Source organism: Actinomadura sp. KC345 (genome assembly GCF_004348515.1).
Classification (GTDB): domain Bacteria; phylum Actinomycetota; class Actinomycetes; order Streptosporangiales; family Streptosporangiaceae; genus Spirillospora.
This window is the reverse complement of the sequence record NZ_SMKH01000033.1, coordinates 15539-40121: the sequence shown is the minus strand read 5'-3', so window position 1 is coordinate 40121 and position 24583 is coordinate 15539. Positions and strand designations below refer to the sequence as shown.

Genomic DNA, 24583 nt, shown 5'->3' with positions numbered 1-24583 from the left:
GATCTACACCCTAGAGTTCGTCGGCAGCGTCAGTTGTGTATAAGAGACAGCTGATGCGGGGGCCGGCCACGCGGGCGCTCTTCGGGATCGCGTGTTCCCAGGTGCGCTGGCAGCTTCCGCCCATCACGATGAGGTCGCCGTGTCCCAGTTCGTGGCGGATCGTCCGGCCGCCGCCGCGGGGACGCAGCAGCAGGCTCCGCGGCGTCCCGACCGACAGGATCGCGACCATCGTGTCCTCCGTGGACCCGCGCCCGATCCTGTCGCCGTGCCAGGCGACGCTGTCGCGGCCGTCCCGGTACAGGCAGAGGCCCGCGGTGCGGAACGGCTCGCCGAGTTCGGCGGCGTAGTGGCGGTCGAGGGCCGCCTTCGCCTCGTCCAGGACGGGGTCGGGGAGGGGGTCGCCCTCGTCGTAGAACGCCAGCAGGCGCGGCACGTCCACGACCCGGTCGTACATGCGGCGGCGGTCGGCGCGCCAGGGGACGGACGTGTGCAACCGCTCGAACAGCGCGTCCGCTCCGGGGATCCAGCCGGGCAGGACGTCCACCCAGGCGCCGTGGGCCAGCCGCCTCCGACGTGCCGAACTCAGGGGACGCGGACCGCTCTCGTCCGTATCGTCCAGCAGCGACCCTTGGAACATGTCTCCACTCTAACGTCCATGGTCAAACATACGTTCGATCATGGACGCGCCGCGCTTCGGGCGGCGGAAGACCGCAAGCGCGGGGAAGCAGATCAATCGCTATGTGGCTCCGGCTCGCCGTACACATCGCGTTCTCGTGGTGACTGCGCTGGAAGGACCGGTCCACATAGGGCCACTGGTCAGGCCCGCGCTATCTCCGCGGGATGAGGAGATCGAGATCGGCCCGCGTCACCCGCGCCCGGTCGGCGACCCCGTCCCGGCCGGTCCCGGCCTGGCCGACGATCTCGATCGCCCGGGTCAGCATCGTGGGCTGCTCAAGGGACCTCGCCCCTCCCGGCTCCTGGCGCCGCCAGCCGCGGGCGCTCATCGTGCTCATCGCGTTGCGGTACGCGGTCTCCGTCATGATGCCCAGCGTGCGTGCCCGGTAGAGGAGTGCGGCCATGCTGACGCCCCACGCCTCTTTCAGTTCGGCCAGCCGTTCCCAGTCGGGTTTCGCGGGCAGTTCCCCGGAGATGTCCTCCGCCGGCATGAGGAATTCCGCCGCGAACCTGTGCGCCTGGTCCTCGACGACCTTCTCCCCGGGCTCGGCGTCGGCGTGCATCACCAGATGACCCAGCTCATGGGCCGCGTCGAACCGGTTGCGCCAGTAATCGCCCTTGGCCGGATTGAAGAAGACCATCGGCCTCGGATGGATCCCCGCACTGAACGCGTCGACCCGCTCGGCGGCCTCCGGAAGGACGAGGACGATGACGCCGTGCGTCTCCAGCAGACGGACGACGTGCGGCACCGGGCCATGCCGGTCGAGCAGCGACTTCCTGGTCAGCCGCGCCGCCTCGACCGGGCCGCTCCCGGCGATCTCGTCCGGTGAGACCGGGTACTCGGGCAGATCCACCTCGGGGAGGTCGACGAGGTCCTCAAGAACGGCGACCACGTCCGTGGCGATGCGCCCGTAGGCGAGGGCCTGGTCCCGCTCGATCTGGCTCGTCGACCTCAGTGAGCGGAAGTGGGCACCGTCCATGGAGACCGGGCTCCGGCCGGCCTGGAAGAACGCGACCGGCACCCCGAGCGCGATGGCCAGCCGCCTGATCGTCGGCTCCCCAGGCCGCTGCACGCCCGCTTCGAACTGCCCGATCGCCTTCGGCGTCGTCCCCACGGCCTGCGCGAGCTGGTTCTTGCGCAGCCCGCGGAGCCTCCGGGCAAGCGTCAGCCGCTCGCAGTCGAACAGCACCCTGCGCCACCCTCTTGCTAGGCCGTCTTCGTCTCCCCGCGGAGCCGCATGGGGACGTCGTCGTGGTCGTCGCCCCAGAGCGGCATCGTCCGCTCGACGAGCTTACGACGTGGATCGGGCCCGATGGCGTCGTCCAGCTGCTTCACCCAGTGCCAGGCGGTACCCCCGTCCGCGTTCCACCTGGGCCGGCCCAGGAAGAGCTCCATTTCCAGCGGCTCCTCGCTGGCGCTGTGCGCGAGGACCAGCGTGACGACGCCGGGCGTGTCGTGGGCTTCGAGCCCGCCGAGCGGCAGCGTCAGCTGCGGATCCTCGACGTAGCCTTGCCGCGCGACGGCCTGCTTGGTGGGACTGTCGCGGTCCCACCGGATCCCCCTGACGTTGCCGAACTCGTGCCGCTTGAGCAGCACCCGGTAGGGGCCGTAACGCCATCCGGGCGACCCGTTCAGGTCGTCCCGGACGACCAGCCGCGCCAGGTCGCCCTTGTCGAACACGCGGTCGAGGTGCGTCTCCAGCAGCTCGAACGCGCCGACCCCGTACGTCCGCTCCTTGAACCCCGCCGCCCGGCTCAATCCCCCGAACAGGACGAGCGTCGCCTCGCGGTGGGCCTCCCGCACCCCGTGCAGGAACCCCGCCGCCAAGAGCTCGTCCCAAGCAACCCGCTCCTCAGCCACCCCTCGACGATAACCGCGGGCTCCGACATTACGAGCAGCCCTCGAACTGGGGCACCTCCTCGACCAGCTTGAGCCCGCTGGGCCCGAACCACTTGCGCAGCAACTCGGACGCCGTCCCGTCCTGGTACATCGTCGTGATGGCCTTGTTGACGGCTTCGCACCCGTCGATGTCGCCCTTGCGCATCCCGACCCCGTAGTGCTCGTCGGTGAACGGCGAGTTGACGATCTCCAGATCCGGCGCGGCGAACCCCGCCAGGACCAGATCCCCGGTGGAGACCGCGTCCACCTGGCCCCCGCGCAGCTTCGCCACGCAGTCGCTGTAGGACGACCCCGGGACGAGTTTCGCCGGGATGCTCAGCCCGACCACCACACGCTCGGTGGACACCGACCCGCTCGCCTGGCACATCCGCCGCCCGGCCAGGTCGCGCACGCCCCGGATCCGGGTCTCGCCGCGCCGGACCATGACGTCCTGGTGCGCGACGTAGTAGGGCCCGCCGAAGGTGACGAGCTTGGCCCGATCCGGCGTGATCGAGTAGGACGCCAGCACGAGATCGACGGCGCCCTCGTCCAGCTTCTTCTCCCGGTTGTCCGACCTGACCTCGCGGAACTCGACCTTGGAGGCCCCGATGTGGCGGGCGATGTACGTCCCCACATCGACCTCGAACCCCGTGAAGCGGTCGTTCTCCTTGAACCCGAGCCTCGGCTGGTCGCTCTTGACGCCGACCACGATGACGTCGTTCCCGGTGATGGACGCCTCCGCGGCCGTACACCCCACCAGCGCGAAAGCAAGGACCAGAACCCCCATGAGGCAACGCACAAGCCATGACTAGGGCCCGAACCCGACCGGCAGATGAACAGCGGAAGATCGATTACCAGCGGCGGATGAAACGATCGTCCCGCCGGACGGGCGCTGCGTTCCCTTGCCGCGAACCTCAGGAAGGCTCGGCGGGCCGCCGTCAGGTGTCGATGTCGAGGCCGGCCGCTTCTGCGAACGCCTCCAGTTGCTCCAGGTAGTGGGCGAGCGACTCGTGCCGGACCGTCAGGTTGATGTGGGTCGCGCCCGCCTTGCGCGACGTGGTGATGACCTCGTCCACCTGGCCAGGGTCGTTGACGGGATCGAGGCGCCCGCCCGGAGTGAGGACGACGTCGAAACCCTCCGGCGGCTCGTGCCGGTCCAGCATCTCCCGCATCAGCTCCGGGGTGGGCCCCCGGAACGACACCGGCGCCGGGGACCAGCCGTCGCCGAGCGTGACCGCGCGCCGCAGGGCGCGCTCGCTGTGCCCGCCGATCCACAGCGGCACCCGGGCCTGCAGCGCGTGCGGGTCGACCACCATGTCGTGGAACGCGTAGTACGGGCCCTCGTACGACACCACCCGGCCCGACAGCCCCGCCCGGAGCGCCTTGAGGGCGTCGTCGGCGCGCGGCCCGCGGTCCTCGAAGGGGACGCCGAGCAGGTCGAACTCCTCCTTCAGGTTGCCGACCCCGAACGCGAGGATCAGGCGTCCGTCGCTGAGGTGGTCGAGCGTCCCGTACCGCTTGGCGATCTCCAGGGGGTGGTAGAAGGGCAGCACCAGCACGTACGGCAGGAACCGGAGCCGGCGCGTCCGTCCCGCCAGGAAGGAGAACGTGGCGAGGGGATCGTAGAAGCGTTCCCCGCGCGGCAGCCCCGGCGGCACGGCCACATGGTCCGGGCAGGTCATGAACGCGTAGCCGAGCCGGTCGGCGGCCTGCGCCACCTGGAGGAGCTCGGCCGTCCCGGCCTCGGCCTCCCACGCCGGGCGCCTGCCCGACAGCGCCACGATCGGCGAGCTGATCCCGACCTTCACGCGCCTGCCTCCGTTTCCCGTAGCTTCCGCTGGAGCCGGACCAAGGGGTCGTCGGCGTCACGGCTGCCGGACGGCCCCGCGGCCTCCTTCGGCTTCAGCCGTCCGGCGTCGGACCTGGTCCACTCCCGGACCGCCCACCGTTCGGCGATGGCCCACCGGCCGTCCCGCCGGGCCATGTGGTCGACGAACCGCACACCGGTGGTGAAGTTGACGCGCGGGTCGTCGGCCGGCTCACCCCAGTGCACCGAGGTCCCGTACGCCTCGCTGATGGCGGTGTCGCCGAGCAGTTCGACGAGGTGGTTGGCGACGATGTGCATCGTCCCGCCGAGCCGGGCGCGCAGCTTGGGCTCGACCCAGGCGATGTACTCGTCGAGGGTTCCGTCGAAGCCGGTGTGATGGTCGACGGCGTCCGGGTGGTAGGCCGACCGGACGAGGTCGAAGTCCAGCCGGTCGATCCCGCGGCAGTACCGCAGCACGACGTCATGGATCTCCTGGCGGTCGGACCACTCGCTCCTTGTGGCGCCCATGCCCGCGAGCGTCCACCAATCACCGCCCGTCCACAGCCCATATCCCGCTCTACGGGACGACCCTGGTTCACTGCGGTGTATGGACACTGAGGATCTGGAGCCGGTACGTCCTTTCCGCTGGAATCTGGTGCGCCGTCAGCAACTCGGTTCGCTGCTGGACGGGGCCCCGGAACCCGACCTGTGGTTCCTCGACGAGCTGGTCGCCTGCGCGGCCAAGGTGCTCGCCCGGTGCGCCGATGGCGAGGTGTACTTCGTGGGCCGTTCCCCCGACAGCCTTTTCGACCTGCTGTCGGGGGCGTTGGCGGACACCTCCTGGCAAGGACGCCTGCACCAGCTCCCGTTCTCACTGCGGTGGGGCGCCGAGGATCTCTCCGGGCCCTCGGTGGCGCAGTTGCGGGCCAACCTGGCCGCCGCCGGGCTGTCTCCCCACCGACTCGCGCGCGGGGAGCGTCCGCTGGTCTTCACCGACCTTGTCGCGAAGGGAGGAACCTTCGAGAGCCTTTACACGCTGCTTCGGGACTGGATCGACGACGAGCGCGCCCAGTGGGACGTCATCCGCCGTAAAGTGCGCTTCCTCGGCATCACGTGGCGCACCAAGACCAGCCCGAACACCTGGCGATGGCAGCAGAAGTCGGAATGGACGGGCGATCTGCCGCGCAAATCTATCGTGAACATCTCACTCCACGGTGCGGTGTGGAGCTACCTGGGCAACGACCAGAAGAAACTCACGGTCTCCTTCAACGAGCAGCGATGGTCTGCGGACTCGGTAACGCGGCCCCGCCATGATGAGGACACCCGGCGTGCCCTCGCGGAAGCCGTCGCGCTCGTCGAGGCCGGCCGTACCCGCGAGGTGCGGAACGGCCTGGTTCGTCACATCACCGAAGAGCCCGCCGTCGCGGAACGCTGGGTTCGGGCCCTCGTCTCCGAACTGTCCCGGTGAGGGAGGCGGACGCTCCTGGCTTTCAGCGGGACGTGCGCAGGGAGGCGTCCAGGTCGCTCATGAGTTGCGCGACGCGATTCTTGCCGGTCGGCGCCGGAGGGTAGCGGGAGATCACGGCGACAAGGGTGGGAGTGGCGCGCTGCCGAGCCTGCTCGATCAGCATGTCTCCGACCGCGGGATCCCCGCCCGCGTCCAGTTCGCCGATGCGCGCGGCGCTCGCGGCGGCCCGCAGGATGTGCCCTACCTGGGTCGCCCGCGAAATCGGGTGCAGGTACGCGGCGGACGCGGCATCACCGGCGGCCCGTGCGGCGAGGCGTGCCGCTTCGGTGCCCGCCTCCTTCGCCGCTCGGTGCGCGTCCAGTGAGGTGACGCGCTGCAGCTTGGACCTTTTCGCGCCGTTGACGAACTCCCAGGCGGCGTCGAGAGCGGCACGCGGGCGAGGGTCACCGGGAACGGCCTCCTCGAACACCGGAAGCACGTCCTGGGCACTCTCGGCAACGTAGCGCGCCACGACCCGCAACTCGTCCATGGTCAGCTCGAAGTCCCCGGACACGGTCGTCATGCTCCGATCCTCCCACCGGAGGGATGTTCTTCAGCGGGATCCACGAGCGCGCTGGGTCCTCAGGCTGGAATAGCGGGAATTTCCGCGGGTGCGGGGTCGGCGAGGATCGAGATCACCGCGTCCCGTCCCGCACGGTTGGCGCCGATCGTCGACTGCGACGGGCCGTAGCCGATCACGAACAAGCGCGGTTCGTCCAGCGATCTGCCGTTGGCGACGCGGATACCGCCGTGCCGGGTGCGCAGTCGCAGGGGAGCGAGGTGCCTGAGTTCGGCGCGGAATCCGGTCGCCCACAAGATGACGTCGGCGGGCTCGAAGGAGCCGTCCGGCATGCGTACGCCGTGCTCTTCGATGCTGGTGAACATCGGATGCCGTACCAGTACGCCCCGTTCGCCGGCCCGTTCGGTCCACGGCGTGCGAATCATCCCTGTCACGTGCACGATGCTCTGCGGAGGCAATCCCTCGCGGACGCGCTCTTCCGCGCGGGCGAGCGCTTCGACGATGGTCGGGGTGGCCAGCCCGTCCTTCCACTCAGGTTCGGTGCGCGTCACCCACAACGTGTCGGCGACGCGCGATATCTCTTCGAGCAGTTGGGTCGCGGAAATCCCCGCACCGACGATCACGACGCGCTTGCCCGCGAACTCCTCGGCCGAGACGTAGTCGTGGACGTGGAGCTGCCGCCCGCGAAAGCTCTGCATGCCGGGATAGTTCGGCCAGTACGGGCGCGTCCAAGTGCCAGTGGCGTTGATGATGTGCCCGGCGGACCAGGTCTCGGAATCCGTCTCGACGATCAGTGCGTCATCCATTTCGTCCGCCGTCGTGGCGCGCCGCACAGCGGTCACGTTTACGGGACGCTGCACATCGAGGGCAAAGCGCTGCTCATAGTCGGCGAAGTACGCGGGCAGGACGTCGCGGCTGGCGGCGTCCGGATCCGCGGGCGGCACGGGAAGTCCCGGGAGTTCGTAGATGCCGTTGACCGTCGCCATCTTCAACGAGGCCCAACGATGCCGCCATGCGCCGCCGGCAGCGTCCTCCGCGTCGAGCACCACGAAGGTGCGATCGACGCCCGATGCCCGGGTAACGGGAACGAACCCGCGCCGCTGCAGGTGATAGGCCGCCGACAGCCCCGCCTGCCCGGCACCGATCACGAGAACATCGACCGACCGCATATCCATGCAACCCGCGCGGGAAGACGATCATTCCATTCGCGACCAGGACGGACGCGTCTCAGGTTCGGCTCGTTTTGCGGGCCCGAGTTGCCCGCTCCCGACTGCTCTTTACGGGCGTGGCCTTCCCTTCCGCCACGAACCTCTCGTGCTGCTGCCAGCCCTGAAGCCATTTCCACCCGGCTCCCAGAGCCGCCGTGGTGGCCGCCACCATGAACGTGGTCACCTGCGCCTCGTCCAGATGGGCCCCGGGGACGAGTTGCGCGACCACTCCGGCCAGCCATCCGGCCGCCACCGCGAAGACGGGCGTGAAAAGGGCGACTCCGCGCCCCAGCCACGACGCCTCACCGTCCGGCCCTTGGCCCTCGGTGCCTTCGTCCGGAAGACCCTCGCCATCCACCATGAACACACTCCCGGTTGGGGGCGGCAGGCAGTGCAGGGACGGCCCGCCGCGTACGTTGACTTCGCCCACCCAAGCGTTCTGTGCAGTCCGTTCGCCATGCCGCGGAAGACCTACATCGGTCACCTCGGTTACGCGCAGTCCCAGTAGAAGCGCCCTTCGTGCCCGTCGGGGCTGAGGAACGCGTAGCCGGTGCCGCCGCCGAAGTTCAGGGCGTACGGCTCGCCGTCCCAGCCCTCTTGGCCGTCGAGTTGGAAGAGGAAGCGCCAGGGCGGCGGCACCTCTATCCGGGGCTGCCAGAAGTTGGGTTTGCCCCCGAAGTAACTGCGTGGTGGGAAGACCTCGGTCTCCGGGAGATCGAGGTACTCGCCGGCGAGTTCGGCTTCCCAGCAGGCGATCTCTTCCTCCAGGACGCGTTCTTCGACGGGATCCAGTGGGGAGGTCTCGATGTGCAGCTCGACCGGCACGTGCTCGTCCCAGCTCTCGCCGCGTCGCCAGAGGGAGGGGCCGGTCTGCGCGTCGGTGATGGTCAGGAAGTCGGGGATTCGTCCGGCGGGTTGAACGAGCAGGGCATTGTCCCCGCCTTCGGGTGCGAACGAGGACGCGGTACCGTCATCGGTGATGAACAGGTAGGCCATCCGGTTCTCTTCGCCCGGGACCGGGAACTGCCCGACGAACTTCATGGGAGTGCCGTACGCGCGGGACAACGGCCAGCGAGGATCGTCAAGCCACACCGGTTGCCCGCCCAGTTTGGCGACCGGACCATCGGATCGGCGCCGCCGCAGGCCGGAAGGTCATCTGCAGCCGGGATGAGAGCCAAGCGTCAGAGGTTTGCCGTCGGTCCGCGTCCCCATGCCCGTCCACTGATTCGATCTCCCCACGGATACGCGTCCGGACTCAACTTAGCCGAGCGTCCGGGCGGCCAGCTGTGCTGCTGACCAACCCTTCCCTCTCGGCCGCGTCCGGTCGGCGACGGCCTGCGGTTTCACTCCGTGCTTGTCTCCGCCTGGGTGGAACGGCCGTCGTCCTTGGCCAGCGCCCGGGTGAGCGAGTCGCCAGCAACGTCACCGCTGCCATGGTCGCTCCACTTCCACATACGGCAATGTATCCGGATACCGTGCTGTATTTTGAGGTGGTGACAAGGGAGACGCGCGCTGAGCGGCGCCGGCGAACACGTGAGGAACTCGTCGCGTCGGCGATGCGGCTGTTCGCGGAGCGCGGGGTCGCTTCGACCTCGGTCGAGGCCATCGCGGAGACGGCCGGGTACAGCCGTGGCGCATACCACAGCAACTTCGAGACCAGGGACGAGATTCTGGACGACGTTGTCGCTCGCGTGGTCGGGAGCCTGGGGCCAGAACTTCTCGCCACACTTCGCGGCCAGGGCAGCGTCCTGGAGCGGCTGGCCGCGTACATCCGCGGATTCCTTCAGTACTGCGCGCGGCGGCCGATGGAAACGCGCGCCTTGATCGCAGTCATCGCCCACCGCACGACAGCGGTGGCGGATCTCTACGACGAGCTCGTGAGGGCGTCCCTGTCCGACATTGTCGCGCTGTTGGAGGAAGGGCAGCGCAACGGCGAGCTGCGTCCGTTCGACCCCGTCATGATGGCCGGGATCATCCGCCGCACCCTCGACGCCGAAGGGCTTCGAGTCGCACACGGCGCTCCCGTGGACGCCATCACAGACGAGCTGATCGCGACCTTCACCCGAGCGACGTGCTCGGCCCTTTGAAAGAGGCTGAACCCGTGCCCACCCGCACTTACCGCCAATTGGTGCTGCGAGAACGTCCCACCGCCGGCATCACCCCCGACACGTTCGCCGAGCAGAGCGCGCCCGTGCCCGCGCTCGCCGAGGGCGAAGCCCTGGTCGAGGTCGTCTGGCTTGGAATCGACGCCACGCAGCGCACGTGGCTCAACCCCGACGCCACCTACACGGCACCGGTCGGCATCGGCGACGTCATGCGGGGCAGCGGCGTCGGGCGCGTGGTGGCGTCCCGGAACCAGACGCTGCCGGAGGGACAGTGGGTCTACGGCGACCTGGGCTGGCGGGAGTACGTCGTGGCGCGCGGCGGGGGCCTGTTCGGCGTCAACCCGGTGCCGGACGGAATCGACCCGCGCCACATGCTCACCGTCTTCGGCGTGAGCGGCCTGACGGCATTCGTCGGGATGTCCCGCGTGCTCGACGTCGCGGCCGGGGACACGGTCCTGGTGACGGGCGCGGCGGGCAGCGTCGGCTCCCTGGCCGGGCAGATGGCGCGGCTCCCCGGCGCCCGGGTCATCGGCACCGCCGGCTCGGCCGAGAAGGTCGCCTGGGTGATGGACGTCGCGAAATTCGACGCCTGCGTGGACTACCGCACCGACAACGTCCCGGACGCGCTGCGCGACTTCGCCCCCGACGGCCTCACCGCCGTCTTCGACAATGTGGGCGGTGTGCTGCTGGAGAACGCCCTGGACCAGCTAGCCCTCCATGCGCGCATCGCACTATGCGGCTCGATCTCGTCGGGCTACACGGCCGCAGGATACGGCGCGGGCCCAGCGAACTACATGCAACTCGCGTTCCGACGAGCCCGCATGGAGGGCTTCATCTTCCTGGACCACCAACCCGACTTCCCCGAAGCACTCGCCCGCATTGCAGGCTGGGTAGCGGCAGGCGATCTGCACTGGGCCGAGGACGTCATCGACGGCCTCACCAACGCCCCCACCGCCCTGCAACGCCTCTTCGACGGCGCCAACCTCGGCAAACAACTCGTCCGAGTAAACCCCGGACGCGGCTGAGCTGAATACCCATAAACAGCAACCCCGCTTGCCACACGGATAAGGGCGCGACGGCAACCGTTCTGAGAACTCGAAGTCCGGCCGCCCCGGTGGTGACCTTTCAGGCGCGTCCACGGTCGAGTACGTTCACTGCGACCACCCTCCTGCTGTGCGCGACAAGTTCCCGTCACCTGGACGTCTGCTGTCACACAGGCTGGTGGCATGAGCAGGAGCAGCCTCGGTGCTTACGCGGCCTGGTCGGTACCTCGGTTGCTTTCGTGTCGAACGGGGGGACCACACGACCTTCAAGTTGCCCTGGGGAGAAGACGCATCGGCTTTCGGTGTATAGAACGCTGACTCAAGTGGGCCCCGGTCAGAGAGTCGGCGACGACCGCGGCCGCTGAACCGCCGCAGCCCCACCAAGCCGAGCCGTCAGCCCGAGCCCTTGATGCGCTCGACGAGCCTCGCGAATGCCTCGGACGTGAGAGCAAGGTGCCCGCCCCCGGGGTCCTTGCTATCGCGCACGCCGATGCTACCTGTGAGCTGGGCAATCTCAACGCATTGGGAAGTGGTCCCATCCGAGGAGTGACTGCTCTTACGCCACATCGGAGTTGTCACTTCAAGGTCTCCATCAGTTGTTCGATCAGAGTTCGGGAGCCGCCGATGGGGAGGGCGACCGCGCCGATCTGATCGAACTTTACTGCAAACCTCTCAACTTCTGCGGGGTCGGCTACCAGCCGTCCTCCATGGGAGGCGTCGACGTATCCCACCTGTCCCTCCCTCACCTTGATGATCTTGAAGGAGCCGTCGAGCCCAGGGTTCGCGCCGGCGGCGTTTGGGACGACGCGTAGGAACACGTTGGGCAACTCGGAGAACTCAAGGAGCTTGCCGAGTTGTTCACGCATCACTGATGCGCCTCCGACCAGGCAAACCAAGGCGGTTTCGGCCAACAGCACCCACACGTCGGGCGGGCCCTTCGCGGTCAAGACGCGCTGACGCGACATCCGAGCACTCACCGCGCCATCAAGGTCAAGCCCAGGTTCGCGGCCCTCGACCAGAAGCGCTCGTGCGTACGCGGGCGTCTGGAAGATGGCGGGGACGAGTTGACCGCTGTAGACCTTCATGGACGAAGCGCGGGCCTCGAACTCCGTGAAGCTCTTGAACCACGTGGGGTCGTGCCCCTGGCGGGCATACCAAACCATGATCCCGAAGTGGCCGCCGGTGTTCCACGCTTCGTCCAGTACGGCCGCCTGCTTCTCGTCGAGCTTGGCTTCCCCGTTCTCGAGTCTGGAAATTGATGAGCGTGCGCAGTTGAGGAGCTTCCCCACGGCGTCTCCCGTAAGACCTCGTTGCATGCGATGGAACCGCAGCGAGTAGGCGATCCATGCCCACATCGAAGATCGCGGATCCGGGGATTCGTTGATGTTCACAGAGCCCCCTCCAGACTCGCCAAGTTCCGAAGTTCCATCGGAACAGTCAAAGGCTAGGCCAAGAAGTACAGGCTGGGGGGCGAAGAAAGAACCCTGTGACCTGCGAGGATGGCCCCAAATGGTGCAGATTGCACAGTCTGGACAAATGTCAGTCGGTCATGCCGCTGATATAGCGCTGGGAGGCATGTGCGCCTGGCGCCTCCCCACCGACGCGAGTTGCGCTTCGGTCGCCCGTTCCCTCCTCAGCATCGCCATGACGACGCTCGGCCTGGACCGCGACACGACCGACGACGCGGTCTTGGCCGCCAGCGAACTCGCCACGAACGCCCTGACTCACGCCGGTTCCAGCACTCCGACCGTCCCGCCCGAACTCTGGCTGTGGGCCAGAGTCACTCCGAGGCCGCAACTACTGATATCGGTCTTCGACGCATGCCGCTCGTCCTGGCCCGACACCACGCCCGGCGACCTGCTGGACGACCACGGCAGAGGCATCAGCATCGTCGCCCTCCTCGCCGAAGCCTGGGGAGCACACCCCTCCCGCTCCATCTGCACTGGAGGCATACCAGGCAAGGCCGTCTGGACAGCCTTCCCTCTCAAAGGCACCTGGCCCGACGCCCGGACGACCGCCCCACCGATGCTCGCGGCCCGCCACATGGCCGCCATGCTCACCGCACGCGGCGTCATGAACACGACCCACCGCCACGGCCGAGGCGTCTCTTTGGTCACCGTCCCCATCAACACCACGGAGGAGGTGAACATCTGGATCGAGCCTAGCCACCTCAGCTACACAACCCCCACCGGCACCCGCCACCGCCGCCCCATAATCGACCTACAAGACACCACCGAAATCCTCGTCTGCCACATCGGACAGAGCCGCGAAGGTGATCGGTAGCGCTTCTCCTGGCCTCCCTTGGCACCGGTGTCGATCTCTACCTGGTCCTTCATCAACAGGAAAGTATTTCCCGAAGTTCTTGAGGGGATGGCCAGGTGCGCGTTTTATCAAGTCTGCGATGACTCATTCTGTGGCAGTTCGAACAGAGCAGCGCGAGATCTTTCAGTTCCGTAATGGATGGCCCGATCTCGTGTAGCGGAATAATGTGATGGACCTCGATGTACCCCTGCCCGTGCTTGCCAAATTTCTCGGCAAAATTGAAATCGCAGACCTCGCATGCGAGTGGAAGTCCAGCTTTGAGTGTTGCTTCGATCTTCCGCTTTCTCAGCTTGGGATCACGTTCTCTGTAACGGTGAAAACGTTCGAGAACACGACCCTCGTCGGCGCTTGGGTTGGGATCACCTGTGGGATGAGGGTCGATGGCTTCCATGAGATCTGGATCTCCCGAGGCCAGTATCTCTCTGATCCTCTGCGCTGCCGCTAGCATCTCCTGCGGTCGTTCGATAAATGCACTGACCGTCTCCTGTGTAAGCCAGCCACCTTTCGTGGTTCTGCCGGAGTAACTCGGGTGGGCAGTTGCGATATCTGCTGTCTTGCGCTGAATGCTGCTGGGGTTCCTAAAGTCCTCAGTGCGTGTCCCCAGTGGGTGGATGGGGAGGAGTTGAAGTAGATCTGACAACTCCAATGCGCGACTGTCGTCCTTCTTGATCTCCTTCCAATTATTTTCATATACAAGGGCGCAAGCCAAAATTAGCTCGTCCCAAGTCCAGTCGGGAGATCTCAAAGTCCTCACTTCTTCCGATTTCCTGCTCTGAGTCCGCTCCCCTCTCCGGAGTGCTGGTGCTCTGTCTGGCGCGTTCACCCAGGTGCCCCAGTTGGTCGGTGCTAGCTGGTTCGTCTCGTCTGTAGCGAGTGTTGGTGTGCGCCGTGCATTGATCCAACGCCAGTCGAACTGATCACCTTCTGGCGCCAGATCGAGTAGCGACAGCTCAAATTTGTAATTTGGAAATATTTTCCTGGTGGTTGGGTCCTCCTGCTTTACGGGCGTAAACTTTGTCGATCACGCCAAGTCCGCAGAATTCAAGGTAGCCTTTGGTTTGGCGGTTGTGTTCAACTGACCTGAAGATGAGCAGAGGAACCGCTGTCGCGCGTATTTCTGGCCTGTCGGAGCGATGTGCTTCGGCAGTCAACAAGAGGGTCCCATTGCCACGGGTGCCCCCGAGAGGAACAGTTGTACTAGCACGGTGATCACCGTAGTAGACAACTTTTCCCCTCTTCAGGTCGATTTCGTCGTCCCATGGCGTTTTCGAGGACCCTGCTTGGAGGGGGTTGGAGCGGAGCAGGATCACTGGCCTTCGCTGGCCGTCGGGTGCGGAAACCCGTGCGGGATGGTCGATGCCACGGTTCATGATGAGTCGTGGAGCGCCTGGCAAGGCCGTCAGGTTGAAGAAGTTCCGACAGCCATCGAGGTGCTCGGGTTCTGGAGTGGGCGGCTCGGGATAACGAACAACCTGCCCAACCGTGAGCATCGTGGGTGCGTCCATGGCTCTGATTGTGCCCACATGTGCTGACATTTTGGACGCGATGCAGGTCGCGGCATCCATTGAAGCGTCCAGATTCGGCCACCTCAGGGAGATGGGTGGCTTTGCTGCTTGCCAGGTGGTCAGGGCTGGGGCGGCCATCTTGGAGGGGCGCGTCCGCCTCCCGCTTGCGCTCCGGACCGGTGGGTCCGTTGTGGATCAGCAGTGCGTGGACGTTCGGTACCCGGACGGGACGTCGCCGCGCTCGACCTTGTTCTGCTGGACTCGGGCCAGTCCATTTCGGTGGTGATTTCAAGTTGGGTGTGGCCGGCGTCCGTCCGCAGACGGCGCAGTTTCTGGACTGGCAGTCGATGGCGGACGGTCGTGGAACTGGTCGTGGTCAGCCGGGCAGCCCGGGGGTGTCGCCGGTGTCGGTGGGCAGGGCGGTCAGGGCGAGGTTGGCGATGTTCAGTAGGTCGGGTGTGGTGGCGCCGTCTCGGGCCTGTTGGGACATGCCTTGGATTACGGCGGCGAAGTAGCCGGCCAGGGCGTCGGGGTCGGCGTCCGGTGGAAGTTCGCCTTGCTCCTGGGCAGCCTTCAGGCGGGACTTGAAACGCCCAAGGTTGGTGTTTCGGAGGTCGCGTAGGTAGGTCGCTACGTCGGCGTCCGTGACGTTCGTGGCGGCGCTGACGATCAGGCAGCCGGTCGGGTGGGACGGGTCCGAGTAGGTTGTCGCGGCCTCGTGGAGGATTCGGGTGAAGGCGGCGCGGGCGGTGGGCTCCTGGTCCAGGGCCTTGCCGACGAAGGCGCCTTCCGGGGAGCGGCCGTAAGCCTCTACGGCCTCCCTGAACAGGGACTTCTTGTCACCGAAGGCGGCGTAGAGGCTGCCGGGCCTGAGGTTCATCGCCTCGCCGAGTTCGCCGACTGACGTGGCCTCGTAACCGCGTTCCCAGAACAGCCGTGTGGCCTGCACCAGGGCGGTGTCTCGGTCGAAGGTGCGTGGGCGTCCTCGTGCCATGGCTTCATTATAGAGCGTTCGCTCAAGAAGTCGTGCTACGGTTTTTGTTGAGTCATCGCTCAACAAATGAGGAGTCGACATGAGCGTGTGGGAGCTGGGTGGCAAGGTCGCGCTGGTCACCGGTGGCAGTAGGGGCATCGGACGGGGGATCGCTGAGCGGCTTGGCCGGGATGGGGCGGTAGTGGCCGTCGCCTTCGGTCGCAACCGGGCCGCAGCAGACGAGGTCGTCGGGCGGATCCGCAAGGATGGTGGCCGCGCCTTCCCGATTCAGGCGGAGCTGGGCAAGCGTGGGGACGCGGCCGCGTTGTGGGCGTCCTTCGACGCGGAAGTCGAGCGGCACGCGGGGCGGGAAGGCGTGGACATCATCGTCAACAATGCGGCCATCGGCCGCAGTTCCGGGCTGGACTCGCTCACGGAGGACGAGTTCGACGAGCTTTTCGCGGTGAACGTCCGGGCGCCGTTCTTCATCGTTCAGCAGGGGGTGCGGCGGCTCCGGGACGGTGGGCGGGTCATCAACATCTCCAGCGGCACCGCCTATCTGGCCATGCCGGAGATCATGGCTTACGGCGCCACCAAGGGCGCCTTGGACACGTTCACTCTCAACCTGGCCAAGGAACTCGGGCCGCGGGCGATCACGGTCAACTCGGTGGCGCCTGGAATCGTCGACACCGACAACAACGCGGGGTGGTTGCGGGGGAATGCGGAGGCGGAGGCCTACGCCTCTTCGCTGGCCGCGTTGGGACGTGTCGGGCAGCCCGAAGATATTTCCGGTGTCGTCGCGTTTCTCGCGTCCGATGACGCTCGTTGGGTGACCGGCAGGGTCGTCGACGTGACCGGAGGTGCTGGATTGTGACCGGTCGACTGGCTGGCGCGCGCTTGACCTCAAGTTAGCTTCTGGTCTTACGGTGGTCGTATCAGTGATCATGATGGGAGTGCCGTAGATGACTGCTCAGGGGATTTCGGATGCCGGACTTGCCGGCCAGCCGGCTGCCTACTGGACGGGGGTGGCCTACGAGGCGCTCATTGCGTACACCAGGGCCTGGCAGGCGGAGCGTGGCTACAGCCAGCCTCAGTTCTGGCTGCTGCGTAACCTGTCGAAGAACGACCTCTCGCCTGACGGCGGTGGTATGACCATCCCGGAACTCCAGCAGGCCATGAGTTCCTACCTCAGGTCCGAGGACGACCTGGAGGCCGAGGCGGAGGTGCTGCTGGAGCGCGGCTGGCTGACCCGTGGCGGGGACGGGCGCTGGTTCATCAGCGAGGCGGGGGAGGCGGCCCGCGTTGATATCAAGCAGTACGCGCCGACGATTCGCGACCGTATTCACGAGGGGATTGACGACGCCGATTACGTGACTACTCTGAAGGTCCTCCAGCAGATGATCCGGAACACCGGCGGTGCCTTGGAATAGCGCGGTGACGGTCCGCAGGGGAGGAGCGGGTGGCGGGTCCTCGCTCTTCCCCGCTGGATGAGTGGCGGGTGGCCTCGTCCAGACCGGTGGGAGTAGAACACGTTCTTGTCTTCTGGCGGGCGGGCGAGCATGGTAGAGCGCATGGATCTGGTGACTCTGGAAGAGATTCGGCGGCTCAAGTACCGCTACCTGCGCTGTGTCGACCTGAAGCTGTGGGACGAGTTCGCCGACGTGTTCACCGAGGACGCCGTCGCCGAGTACGACACCCCTGTGCTGGGCAAGGTGCTCCGGCTGGAGGGGCGGGACGCGATCGTCGAGTACATGCGGGGCAACCTCGGCCCCGACAAGATCTCCACGCACACGGCCGGTGCGCCCGAGATCGATGTGGACGGGGACCGCGCGACCGGCACCTGGGGGCTGGACGACTCGATCATTCTCATCGAGCAGCGGCTGCTCATCCGGGGGGCCGCGTTCTACCACGACGCCTATCGGAAGTGTGAGGACGGGCGCTGGCGGGTCGAGAAGACCGGGCACAAGCGCACGTACGAGTACATCGTGTCGCTGGACGACATGCCCAGTCTCAAGTTCACCGCGGGGCTCCCCGATTCCCAGTGACCGGGACCGGTGTTGACGCTGGCTAGAACGAGTTCTAGCGTCCGTCCGACGATGGGCCTTCGCGGCGCGGGTGCCAACCGCGCAGCGCAGGGAGGCTCCGTCTACCCAACGCGATGACGCGAATCCCAGGGGAGTCCGGTGGCCATCGAATCAGCCGCAGGTCAGACCAGTGAAGCCGCCTCGGCCACGCGATCGTTCGCCGAGGCGGTCGCCGAGGCCGAGCGGATCATCCGTGAAGCGCCGCACGTCAAGACCGACCAGGATCTCGCGGAGGGGCTGGACTACCTCGCCGGGAGCATCAAGGCGTCCTTGCACATGGTGCAGGCCTACCAGCACGACTATCCGTACTTCGCCTCGTCCACCGGGCCCTACACCAAGCTCGGTCTCGACAACCCGGACACGCTCTACTTTCACGCTTATATCCGGGACGACGCGGAGTACGTCGTCACCGGGCGGCGTGGTACGACCGCTGATCTGAGTTTCCAGATCATGAACGGTGACTACTCGCCCGCTCAGTCGCCCGACAGCCTCACCGCGTTCGATGACCGCGAGCTGGACATCGCCGAGGACGGGACGTTCCAGCTCACGTTCGGGCCGCCCAAAGAGGACGCGGGCCCCGGCTACGTCCCGGTGGCTCCTGGTTCCGCGATGCTGATCGTGCGTGAGGTGTTCAGCGACTGGGAGAACGAGCGGCCAGGGGAGATCCGCATCCATCGGGCCGACACGCTCGGCACGTCCCCGCCGTCCGTCCCGTCCGATCGTATGGCTCGGCGGTACGCGGTGGCCGGGAAGATGCTGGTGGCGCGGATCCGCACCTTCCTCGCGTTCCCCGAATGGCATTACCTGAAGCTGCCGGTGAACACGCTGACCGAGCCGCGCGCCACGCCCGGCGGGCTGGCCACGCAGTTCTCGTCCGTCGGGCACTACGACCTGGCCGACGACGAGGTCATGGTGATCACCGCGCCGGCGGCCGACCGGGAAGTGGCCCCCTACCAGGGGTTCCAGCTCGGCAGCATGTGGTACGTCTCGCTCGACTACATCAACCACCAGACCAGCCTCACCGCCGACCAGGCGCGCGTGGACGAGGACGGCATGATCCGGTACGTCGTCAGCGAGCGCGATCCCGGCCTCGCCAACTGGATCGAGCGCACCGGGCATAGTCGCGGCTATCTCCAGTTCCGGTGGCAGCGGCTCACTCGTGACCTCACCCCCGAGGACGGTCCGACCTTCGAGGTGATGCGGTTCGACGAGCTGCCGAGCCGCCTTCCGCATTACGAGCGGCAGCGGGTCACCGAGCAGGAGTGGAAGGAACGGATCACCGCCCGGCAGGTCGCGGTCGCCAAGAGGATGCTCGGCTGATGGCCCCGGAACTCCTGGAAGACCGCGTCGTCGTGATCTCCGGTGTCGGGCCCGGTCTGGGACGCGGCCTCGCGATTCAATGCGCAAAGGCCGGCGCCGATGTCGTGCTCGCTGCCCGCAACGAGGAGCGGCTCAAAGAGGTCGCCAAGGAAGTCGAGGAAATCGGCCGTCGTGCGGTCGCCGTCCCGACCGACATCAACGATCCGGCGGCGGCCGAACACCTGGCCGAAGCTGCGCACAACTCGTTCGGACGGGTCGACGGCCTCGTCAACAATGCCTTCGCGACCCCGCCGCTGAAAGACCTCACCAAGGTCGACCTCGACGCGGTCAGGCGCGGATTCGAGACGAACGTCCTCGCCGCCCTCCACCTCACCCGCCTCTTCGTTCCGGCCCTCGAAGAGGGCAACGGCTCCGTCGTGATGGTGAATTCGGCGGTCCTGCGGCATTCCCGCAGGACGTTCGGCGCCTACAAGATGGCCAAGGCCGCACTTCTCGCCATGGCGCAGAACCTCGCGACCGAACTCGGCCCGCGCGGCGTCCGCGTCAACACGATCGCCCCCGGATATATCTGGGCCGACAACCTCAAGTGGTATTTCAACCACCTCGCCAAGAAGCGCGGCGTCACGTCCCAGCAGATCTACGACGAGAACGCCGCGACCACCGACCTGGGCAAACTGCCGGAACCCGACGAGGTGGCCGACGCCGTCGTGTTCATGCTGTCGCCCTTGGCCCGCGCGATCACCGGGCAATGCCTGGACGTCAACTCCGGCGAATGGCACCACTGAGAAAGGCGCACGGATGAGCTCAGGCCGCGACGGCGTCGGCACGGTCGAGGACCTTCACGCCTCCGCCCGCAAGATCACCGGCATGGAGGACTTCGGCGAGGGCGACTACCTCGAAGGCTTGAAAGTCCTCCTGGAGTCCCTGGCCAAAGACGCTTCGCTCACGCCGCTCGGCAACAAGGCGCAGCGCGCGATGGTGCGCGGCGCGCTGGCCGCGCGGCAGTTCTCCGAGGCGGCCTGGCGGCGCCACCCCGAGCACGCCGACGTCCCCATCGAGCGTCCCGTCTTCGTCACCGGCCTGCCGCGCACCGGCACCACCGCGCTGCACCGGCTCCTCACCGCCGACCCCGCCCACCAGGGCCTCGACCTGTGGCTCGCCGAGGTGCCGCAGCCGCGCCCGCCCCGCGAGACCTGGGCGGACGACCCGGTCTTCCAGGCCATCGACGCCGGATACCGCCGCCACCACATCGAGAACCCCGAGTTCATGGGCGTCCACTACATCTCGGCGGACTCCGTCGAAGAGTGCTGGCAGCTCCTCCGCCAGAACATGGTGTCGATCTCCTTCGAATGCCTGGCCCACCTGCCGACCTACTCGTCCTGGCTCGCCGGCCAGGACTGGACGCCCGCCTACCGCAGGCACCGCCGCAACCTGCAGCTCATCGGCCTGAACGACCCGGGGCGGCGCTGGGTGCTGAAGAACCCCAGCCACCTGTTCGCCCTGGACGCGCTGCTGGACGTCTACCCCGACGCGCTGATCGTCCAGACGCACCGGAACCCGCGTACCGCGATGGCGTCCATGTGCAGCCTCGCCGCCCACGCCACCGAGGGCTGGTCGGACGTCTTCGCCGGCGCGACGATCGGCCGTGACCAGCTCGAACTGTGGAGCCGCGGTCTCCGGCAGTTCCGCGCCGAACGGTCCAGGCACGACCCCGCGCAATTCGTGGACGTCCACTACGACGACTTCATCCGCGACCCGATCGGAACGGTGGAAAACGTCTATCGGCACTTCGGGCTCCCGTTCAGCGAAGACGCCCGGACGGCGATGGCGGATCTCCACAAGGAAAGCGCCACCGGCGCCGCCAAACCGGCCCACCGCTACGCCCTCGAAGACTTCGGCCTGGCCCCCGACCAGGTGGACGAGCAGTTCTCCGATCACGCCTCGGACTCGACGACCTAGAACCAGACGGCCGCTGCAGGCGGACGACGTCCGGCACCCCTCACCCGTCGTCCATCAGGAACGGCGCCACCCGTCTCTCAGGCCGGACTCGGAGACCACGTGGGGTGCCCCCCGACGTAGCCGTCTACAAGTCACTTGATTCGCCCGTCTAGTCTTCGAGGTCGCCGCGCATCTGACGCATGGTGGACGCGACGGCGGTGTGACTGAAGGTGCGACCCTGGCTCGATGTGCCGGCGCCGGAGATCGGCATGATCGTTCCAAATGTCACTCTCGTGGCCCATGCGCAGATCGCGGTCTCGTATCCAGCGCGTGGTGGTTTCCGATAGCGGATCGTGGCGCAGACGGCCTTACCGGAGCCACCGGCGTCGTCCAACGGGATGACGCCGGCAATGGACCCCGAATCGCCGAGTCCCGAGGTCGCGCTTACACGGAAGCGGCTGGGCAGTTCATCTGGGTCGAAAATCTGGTCGACGCCATCCCCTCCGACGAACATGTACTTCGCCGAACCGTTTCCATACACGGCCATATGCTTGCCGGGGTTGTCGCCGCCGGTGGCGTGCTTGATGATCGAGCGCTGGAACTTGAGTTGCGGGAGGAGGCGGTCGTCGAATTCAGCGTCGCGGTCCCGGACCTGATCCCCGGCGCGCGGCGGCGGTGGCGTGACGATATGGGGCGCCGAGGTGACGACGACCATCGCGCCCACCATGATGGCCAAGCCGAAGAACACCACTGTTCCGACGACGACCAATCCGAGGATCGGCCCCCTGCGGGGTGAGCGGTGGGGTTGCGGTGTTTGGCGGTATGGCACAGGAATGGCGTTTTCGGCGGGGTGAGGCGGCCTGTCGGGAGTCGGTGGGGGGTTCCAGTTCATCCAGTCCGTGCCTCCTTCTACGGGTGTCGGCCGCCGCGGTCCGCTGTGTTTGGGTCCGTGCTGAGAGCGGTGTTCGTGGTGGTGCGTCCGAGCAGTCAAGCGGACGGCGGCTTCAGATCGGCTTCGTGCGTGGTCATCTGGGCCCTTGCTCCGCAGAAGCGAAAGCCCGAAGGAAGATCGCCCGGCCATCAGGATCGCCATCGACTTAACGCTCCGAATGTAGAAGGTTAAGGGCGAGTGGCGGCGCCGTTAATTCTTGGTGGAAAGTGAACCTGGGGTCATGAAGTCGGCGGGCGACGCTTGACGGCCGGCTTTGTATCCGGACGGTAGCGGATGGCCTCGCCAATCGGGTGGGGCCGGCCACAGGAACCTGGCCAGAAACCAGATTTTAGGAGCAGAGATGCTGCGTAGACTGCAGGCCCTCTTTTTCCGTAAAAGTGTCTGCCTCAAGAGCCCGACCGGCAAGCACGACATGAGGCGGGCAGCTCACAACGTCGCTCGCTACGAGTGCAAGTACTGCGACTTCTACCAGAAGCGCGACTAGTTACCGGCCGCGTCCACCGCATCATTGTGGGGCGCCGGAGTACGTGGCGCTTTCGGTCGGCTGGCCCGACCGGAAGCGTCTTCTTTATCAATTGGCCTGGTTGGAAGGTCCACGTTGCCGCTCCTCCTGGCTTTTCTTGATCGCCTGCTTGTCCGCCTTGCCCAGGCCGCCGGTCGATGCGAGCGAACGGGAAAGTTCTGTTATCTGCGCGACCTCGTCGTTCGACCACGGCCCGGGGGGAGTGGAGGAGCTTGTCTTTCCGCAGGACAGCGGCCCTGGCGGAGGGGAGTCGTCCACCGCGTGGCGGGTGGCGAGTCGGCAGTGGATGGGAGCCCAACGGGTCGTGGCCTCACTGTTGCGAGGTCGTGTTCGCGGTCCGGGTGGCCGGTAAGGCGTGCCGAGAGGCGAGGAGAGCAGTCTGCGGCAGGGGTGGGTCGCTTAGCCGAGCCTTCACGTGGGCTTGGCTTATCGATGCGGTGGTCCGGGTAGGGCTCCTGTGCCATCATGTCCGGTCAGGTACTGGACGCTGCTTTCCCGAAGTGCACTTTAGGGGACGAGCCCTATGACCGAACCGGTCCCGCCGGCGCGCAGGAATCGCGCGAGCCTGACCTACAAAATCCGATACGCCGCCCAGAACCCCGACAAGATCAAAACCTACCTGGCCCGGACGGCGCGCGATTGGAAACTGCGCGTCTCCAGCCGGGACCACGTGGCCTACTACCGGGCCGTGATGAAGTCCGACACGGCCAAGAATCCGGAGGCCGCGGTCGGCAGCCGGTCCCATGAGCGCTGGCTCAAGCTCGGCCAGATGCAATTCGACTACCTGGTCAAGCACGGTCTCAAGCCCGATGACCGGATGCTGGAGATCGGCTGCGGGAACCTGCGGGCCGGGTGGCGGTTCATCGACTACCTCGACACCGGCAACTACTACGGCATCGACATCTCGCCCGACATCCTTCTCGCCGGGCAGAACACGCTCGTCCGCCAGGGGCTGGGCGACAAGATCCCGCACATGACGCTCGTCAACGACCTCAAGCTGCGGTTCCTCCCGGCCGACCACTTCTCGGTGGTGCACGCGCACAGCGTCTTCAGCCACTCGCCGATCGACGTCATCGACGAATGTTTCGCCAACGTCGGACGCGTCATGGTCCCGGGAGGCTTCTTCGACTTCACCTTCGACCGCACCGAAGGGACCGAACACCACGTCCTGCGGGAGGACTTCTACTACCGCACGGAAACGCTGACGGCACTCGCCGAAAAGCACGGATTCACCGCCCGCTTCATGGACGACTGGGAAGAACTCCCGCACGGCCAATCCAAGATCCGCATCACCAAGCCGGGGTAGCCGGCCCGCGAACCACGGCCGGCGCCATGGCGTCCAACCCGGCATGAGACGACGCGGAATTGCGGTCGTCGTCGGGGTGGTCGCGCTGCTGGCCGCGGTCGGCGGCGCGGTGGCGTCGCTGGGCGGTGGTCCCATTGGGCCGACGGGCAAGGCCGGCAAGATGGTGGACGCGGAGTTGCTGGAGTTTTTCCAGTACGGCGGCGCCGGATTGCCGCAGATGGCGACCGTGCTGCGCAGCCGTACCGATGCGAAGGCCGTGCGCGCATGGTTCTCTACGTCGCGGGAGAGCGAGATCGAGCGGTTCCAGGAAGCCGCCCTTGAACGCGACTACGGCCGGGAGGCCGTCGTGGTGTTCTCCTTCGGCAGCGGGTGCACCAGCGCGGACGGCGTGCGCCTGGCCGACTACGGTTCCGGGCAGCTCGGCCCGGAGCTCACCGACACGAACACGTACGAGACGTGCACCGCGCCGTTCGACAACCTCGCCGTGTTCGCGGTGGACAAGGCCAAGGCGCCGGACGACGTCGTCCTGGCCGGTGCGCGCACAGGGCGGCCCGATCCGGTGAGCCCCGCGGAACTCGTGGAGTTCGGGGAGCTGGACGACCGGCCGCGCGGCTCCGCGAGGGCAGCCGAGGTGAGCCAGCCCGACCAGTTCGAGGACTTCGTGAAGTCGCTGCCCGGGGACGCCGCGTCCCGGCTCGACGCCGACGCGAGCACCCGCGGTTCCGCCTATCGGCGCTTCGCCTTCGTGCTGTCCGGCTGCCGTGCCGAGACCGCGTTCATGGTGATCGACCCGGAGCGGCTCACCGCCGAACCGGACGGCGGGGGCGGTGCCCGATGCGAGGAGCCCGAGTACTACTTCGCGGTGTTCCAGATCGAGGCGAAGTACGTCCCGGCCGAGGCCGAGATCGGGTGAGCG

General features: G+C 66.9%; 28 protein-coding genes. 12 read left to right on the top strand and 16 right to left on the bottom strand.

Annotated features, from left to right (window positions below):
- Positions 1-10: 10 nt before the first annotated feature.
- The 6 genes from E1281_RS08540 to E1281_RS08515 form a co-directional block, all read right to left on the bottom strand.
- Positions 11-637 (bottom strand): alpha-ketoglutarate-dependent dioxygenase AlkB, encoded by a 627-nt coding sequence (locus E1281_RS08540; RefSeq protein WP_131876677.1) that lies wholly within the window; start codon positions 635-637, stop codon positions 11-13.
- Positions 638-827: 190 nt separating this feature from the next.
- A complete protein-coding gene (locus E1281_RS08535) occupies positions 828-1865 on the bottom strand; it encodes an XRE family transcriptional regulator (RefSeq protein ID WP_131876675.1) in 1038 nt (345 codons plus the stop codon).
- Between the two features lie 17 nt (positions 1866-1882).
- Entirely contained in the window at positions 1883-2536 is a 654-nt protein-coding gene (locus E1281_RS08530; RefSeq protein ID WP_131876674.1) for a hypothetical protein, read from the bottom strand.
- Positions 2537-2564: 28 nt separating this feature from the next.
- Positions 2565-3341: a glutamate ABC transporter substrate-binding protein gene (locus E1281_RS08525; RefSeq protein WP_131876672.1), complete on the bottom strand. Its 777-nt coding sequence runs from the start codon at positions 3339-3341 to the stop codon at positions 2565-2567.
- A 151-nt stretch (positions 3342-3492) separates the two neighbouring features.
- Complete coding sequence (locus tag E1281_RS08520) at positions 3493-4362, bottom strand: LLM class F420-dependent oxidoreductase (RefSeq protein WP_131876670.1); 870 nt, start codon at positions 4360-4362, stop codon at positions 3493-3495.
- Positions 4359-4889, bottom strand: coding sequence for a nuclear transport factor 2 family protein (locus E1281_RS08515; RefSeq protein WP_131876668.1), 531 nt, complete (start codon positions 4887-4889; stop codon positions 4359-4361). Before E1281_RS08515 ends, E1281_RS08520 begins: the two co-directional genes overlap by 4 nt.
- Positions 4890-4968: 79 nt before the next feature.
- Between E1281_RS08515 and E1281_RS41140 the strand changes: the two genes are divergently transcribed.
- Positions 4969-5829, top strand: a complete 861-nt coding sequence (locus E1281_RS41140) for a hypothetical protein (protein WP_131876666.1) — start codon at positions 4969-4971, stop codon at positions 5827-5829.
- Positions 5830-5851: 22 nt separating this feature from the next.
- Here the strand turns inward: E1281_RS41140 and E1281_RS08505 are convergent, their stop codons facing one another.
- From E1281_RS08505 to E1281_RS08490, 4 genes are all read right to left on the bottom strand, one after another.
- Entirely contained in the window at positions 5852-6391 is a 540-nt protein-coding gene (locus E1281_RS08505; protein WP_131876664.1) for a putative immunity protein, read from the bottom strand.
- A gap of 59 nt (positions 6392-6450) precedes the next feature.
- A complete protein-coding gene (locus tag E1281_RS08500) occupies positions 6451-7557 on the bottom strand; it encodes an NAD(P)-binding domain-containing protein (protein WP_131876662.1) in 1107 nt (368 codons plus the stop codon).
- Between the two features lie 58 nt (positions 7558-7615).
- The gene (locus E1281_RS08495; protein WP_131876660.1) at positions 7616-7957 is read right to left on the bottom strand and encodes a hypothetical protein; all 342 of its coding nucleotides are present in this window, start codon (positions 7955-7957) and stop codon (positions 7616-7618) included.
- A 128-nt stretch (positions 7958-8085) separates the two neighbouring features.
- Positions 8086-8637: a hypothetical protein gene (locus E1281_RS08490; protein ID WP_207943179.1), complete on the bottom strand. Its 552-nt coding sequence runs from the start codon at positions 8635-8637 to the stop codon at positions 8086-8088.
- A gap of 419 nt (positions 8638-9056) precedes the next feature.
- Between E1281_RS08490 and E1281_RS08485 the strand changes: the two genes are divergently transcribed.
- Both E1281_RS08485 and E1281_RS08480 read left to right on the top strand, forming a co-directional pair.
- On the top strand, positions 9057-9683 hold the full coding sequence (locus E1281_RS08485; RefSeq protein ID WP_165958830.1) for a TetR family transcriptional regulator: 627 nt from the start codon (positions 9057-9059) through the stop codon (positions 9681-9683).
- A 14-nt stretch (positions 9684-9697) separates the two neighbouring features.
- A complete protein-coding gene (locus tag E1281_RS08480) occupies positions 9698-10726 on the top strand; it encodes an NADP-dependent oxidoreductase (RefSeq protein ID WP_131876657.1) in 1029 nt (342 codons plus the stop codon).
- Between the two features lie 411 nt (positions 10727-11137).
- On the opposite strand, the gene E1281_RS08475 is transcribed toward E1281_RS08480, so the two are convergent.
- Positions 11138-11311: a DUF397 domain-containing protein gene (locus tag E1281_RS08475; protein WP_131876681.1), complete on the bottom strand. Its 174-nt coding sequence runs from the start codon at positions 11309-11311 to the stop codon at positions 11138-11140.
- An 8-nt stretch (positions 11312-11319) separates the two neighbouring features.
- The gene (locus tag E1281_RS08470; protein ID WP_131876656.1) at positions 11320-12135 is read right to left on the bottom strand and encodes a helix-turn-helix transcriptional regulator; all 816 of its coding nucleotides are present in this window, start codon (positions 12133-12135) and stop codon (positions 11320-11322) included.
- A 253-nt stretch (positions 12136-12388) separates the two neighbouring features.
- Here E1281_RS08470 and E1281_RS08465 point away from each other — a divergent pair, with 253 nt between their 5' ends.
- Positions 12389-13027 carry an ATP-binding protein gene (locus E1281_RS08465; RefSeq protein WP_131876654.1) on the top strand — a complete coding sequence of 213 codons (639 nt, stop codon included), beginning with the start codon at positions 12389-12391 and terminating at the stop codon, positions 13025-13027.
- A gap of 52 nt (positions 13028-13079) precedes the next feature.
- Here the strand turns inward: E1281_RS08465 and E1281_RS08460 are convergent, their stop codons facing one another.
- The 3 genes from E1281_RS08460 to E1281_RS08450 all read right to left on the bottom strand — a co-directional run bounded on the left by E1281_RS08460 (position 13080) and on the right by E1281_RS08450 (position 15565).
- Positions 13080-13811 (bottom strand): HNH endonuclease, encoded by a 732-nt coding sequence (locus E1281_RS08460; RefSeq protein ID WP_131876653.1) that lies wholly within the window; start codon positions 13809-13811, stop codon positions 13080-13082.
- 205 nt (positions 13812-14016) lie between these two features.
- Positions 14017-14571 carry a hypothetical protein gene (locus tag E1281_RS08455; protein WP_131876651.1) on the bottom strand — a complete coding sequence of 185 codons (555 nt, stop codon included), beginning with the start codon at positions 14569-14571 and terminating at the stop codon, positions 14017-14019.
- A gap of 376 nt (positions 14572-14947) precedes the next feature.
- The gene (locus E1281_RS08450) at positions 14948-15565 is read right to left on the bottom strand and encodes a TetR/AcrR family transcriptional regulator (protein WP_131876649.1); all 618 of its coding nucleotides are present in this window, start codon (positions 15563-15565) and stop codon (positions 14948-14950) included.
- Positions 15566-15644: 79 nt separating this feature from the next.
- Here E1281_RS08450 and E1281_RS08445 point away from each other — a divergent pair, with 79 nt between their 5' ends.
- The 6 genes from E1281_RS08445 to E1281_RS08420 all read left to right on the top strand — a co-directional run bounded on the left by E1281_RS08445 (position 15645) and on the right by E1281_RS08420 (position 20907).
- Positions 15645-16418 carry an SDR family oxidoreductase gene (locus tag E1281_RS08445; RefSeq protein WP_131876648.1) on the top strand — a complete coding sequence of 258 codons (774 nt, stop codon included), beginning with the start codon at positions 15645-15647 and terminating at the stop codon, positions 16416-16418.
- A gap of 88 nt (positions 16419-16506) precedes the next feature.
- Positions 16507-16974, top strand: a complete 468-nt coding sequence (locus E1281_RS08440; RefSeq protein ID WP_131876646.1) for a MarR family transcriptional regulator — start codon at positions 16507-16509, stop codon at positions 16972-16974.
- Positions 16975-17115: 141 nt separating this feature from the next.
- Complete coding sequence (locus E1281_RS08435; protein WP_131876644.1) at positions 17116-17589, top strand: nuclear transport factor 2 family protein; 474 nt, start codon at positions 17116-17118, stop codon at positions 17587-17589.
- A 138-nt stretch (positions 17590-17727) separates the two neighbouring features.
- Positions 17728-18948: a hypothetical protein gene (locus tag E1281_RS08430; protein WP_243716709.1), complete on the top strand. Its 1221-nt coding sequence runs from the start codon at positions 17728-17730 to the stop codon at positions 18946-18948.
- A complete protein-coding gene (locus E1281_RS08425; RefSeq protein WP_131876643.1) occupies positions 18948-19733 on the top strand; it encodes an SDR family oxidoreductase in 786 nt (261 codons plus the stop codon). The genes E1281_RS08430 and E1281_RS08425 overlap by 1 nt, the downstream gene beginning before the upstream one ends.
- Before the next feature lie 13 nt (positions 19734-19746).
- Positions 19747-20907 carry a sulfotransferase gene (locus E1281_RS08420; protein WP_131876641.1) on the top strand — a complete coding sequence of 387 codons (1161 nt, stop codon included), beginning with the start codon at positions 19747-19749 and terminating at the stop codon, positions 20905-20907.
- A 148-nt stretch (positions 20908-21055) separates the two neighbouring features.
- Here the strand turns inward: E1281_RS08420 and E1281_RS08415 are convergent, their stop codons facing one another.
- Positions 21056-21655 carry a hypothetical protein gene (locus E1281_RS08415; RefSeq protein WP_131876640.1) on the bottom strand — a complete coding sequence of 200 codons (600 nt, stop codon included), beginning with the start codon at positions 21653-21655 and terminating at the stop codon, positions 21056-21058.
- A 1229-nt stretch (positions 21656-22884) separates the two neighbouring features.
- Between E1281_RS08415 and E1281_RS08410 the strand changes: the two genes are divergently transcribed.
- Both E1281_RS08410 and E1281_RS08405 read left to right on the top strand, forming a co-directional pair.
- The gene (locus tag E1281_RS08410) at positions 22885-23667 is read left to right on the top strand and encodes a class I SAM-dependent methyltransferase (RefSeq protein ID WP_131876638.1); all 783 of its coding nucleotides are present in this window, start codon (positions 22885-22887) and stop codon (positions 23665-23667) included.
- A gap of 43 nt (positions 23668-23710) precedes the next feature.
- The gene (locus tag E1281_RS08405) at positions 23711-24580 is read left to right on the top strand and encodes a hypothetical protein (RefSeq protein ID WP_131876637.1); all 870 of its coding nucleotides are present in this window, start codon (positions 23711-23713) and stop codon (positions 24578-24580) included.
- Positions 24581-24583 lie beyond the last annotated feature (3 nt).

Bases quoted from the DNA above. Each gene is read 5' to 3' on its own strand.
- E1281_RS08540 (WP_131876677.1), bottom strand. From the start codon at position 637: ATGTTCCAAGGGTCGCTGCTGGACGATACGGACGAGAGCGGTCCGCGT.
- E1281_RS08525 (WP_131876672.1), bottom strand. From the start codon at position 3,341: ATGGGGGTTCTGGTCCTTGCTTTCGCGCTGGTGGGGTGTACGGCCGCG.
- E1281_RS08515 (WP_131876668.1), bottom strand. From the start codon at position 4,889: ATGGGCGCCACAAGGAGCGAGTGGTCCGACCGCCAGGAGATCCATGAC.
- E1281_RS41140 (WP_131876666.1), top strand. From the start codon at position 4,969: ATGGACACTGAGGATCTGGAGCCGGTACGTCCTTTCCGCTGGAATCTG.
- E1281_RS08505 (WP_131876664.1), bottom strand. From the start codon at position 6,391: ATGACGACCGTGTCCGGGGACTTCGAGCTGACCATGGACGAGTTGCGG.
- E1281_RS08500 (WP_131876662.1), bottom strand. From the start codon at position 7,557: ATGCGGTCGGTCGATGTTCTCGTGATCGGTGCCGGGCAGGCGGGGCTG.
- E1281_RS08495 (WP_131876660.1), bottom strand. From the start codon at position 7,957: ATGGTGGATGGCGAGGGTCTTCCGGACGAAGGCACCGAGGGCCAAGGG.
- E1281_RS08490 (WP_207943179.1), bottom strand. From the start codon at position 8,637: ATGAAGTTCGTCGGGCAGTTCCCGGTCCCGGGCGAAGAGAACCGGATG.
- E1281_RS08485 (WP_165958830.1), top strand. From the start codon at position 9,057: ATGTATCCGGATACCGTGCTGTATTTTGAGGTGGTGACAAGGGAGACG.
- E1281_RS08475 (WP_131876681.1), bottom strand. From the start codon at position 11,311: ATGTGGCGTAAGAGCAGTCACTCCTCGGATGGGACCACTTCCCAATGC.
- E1281_RS08465 (WP_131876654.1), top strand. From the start codon at position 12,389: ATGACGACGCTCGGCCTGGACCGCGACACGACCGACGACGCGGTCTTG.
- E1281_RS08455 (WP_131876651.1), bottom strand. From the start codon at position 14,571: ATGGACGCACCCACGATGCTCACGGTTGGGCAGGTTGTTCGTTATCCC.
- E1281_RS08450 (WP_131876649.1), bottom strand. From the start codon at position 15,565: ATGGCACGAGGACGCCCACGCACCTTCGACCGAGACACCGCCCTGGTG.
- E1281_RS08445 (WP_131876648.1), top strand. From the start codon at position 15,645: ATGAGCGTGTGGGAGCTGGGTGGCAAGGTCGCGCTGGTCACCGGTGGC.
- E1281_RS08440 (WP_131876646.1), top strand. From the start codon at position 16,507: ATGACTGCTCAGGGGATTTCGGATGCCGGACTTGCCGGCCAGCCGGCT.
- E1281_RS08435 (WP_131876644.1), top strand. From the start codon at position 17,116: ATGGATCTGGTGACTCTGGAAGAGATTCGGCGGCTCAAGTACCGCTAC.
- E1281_RS08425 (WP_131876643.1), top strand. From the start codon at position 18,948: ATGGCCCCGGAACTCCTGGAAGACCGCGTCGTCGTGATCTCCGGTGTC.
- E1281_RS08420 (WP_131876641.1), top strand. From the start codon at position 19,747: ATGAGCTCAGGCCGCGACGGCGTCGGCACGGTCGAGGACCTTCACGCC.
- E1281_RS08410 (WP_131876638.1), top strand. From the start codon at position 22,885: ATGACCGAACCGGTCCCGCCGGCGCGCAGGAATCGCGCGAGCCTGACC.
- E1281_RS08405 (WP_131876637.1), top strand. From the start codon at position 23,711: ATGAGACGACGCGGAATTGCGGTCGTCGTCGGGGTGGTCGCGCTGCTG.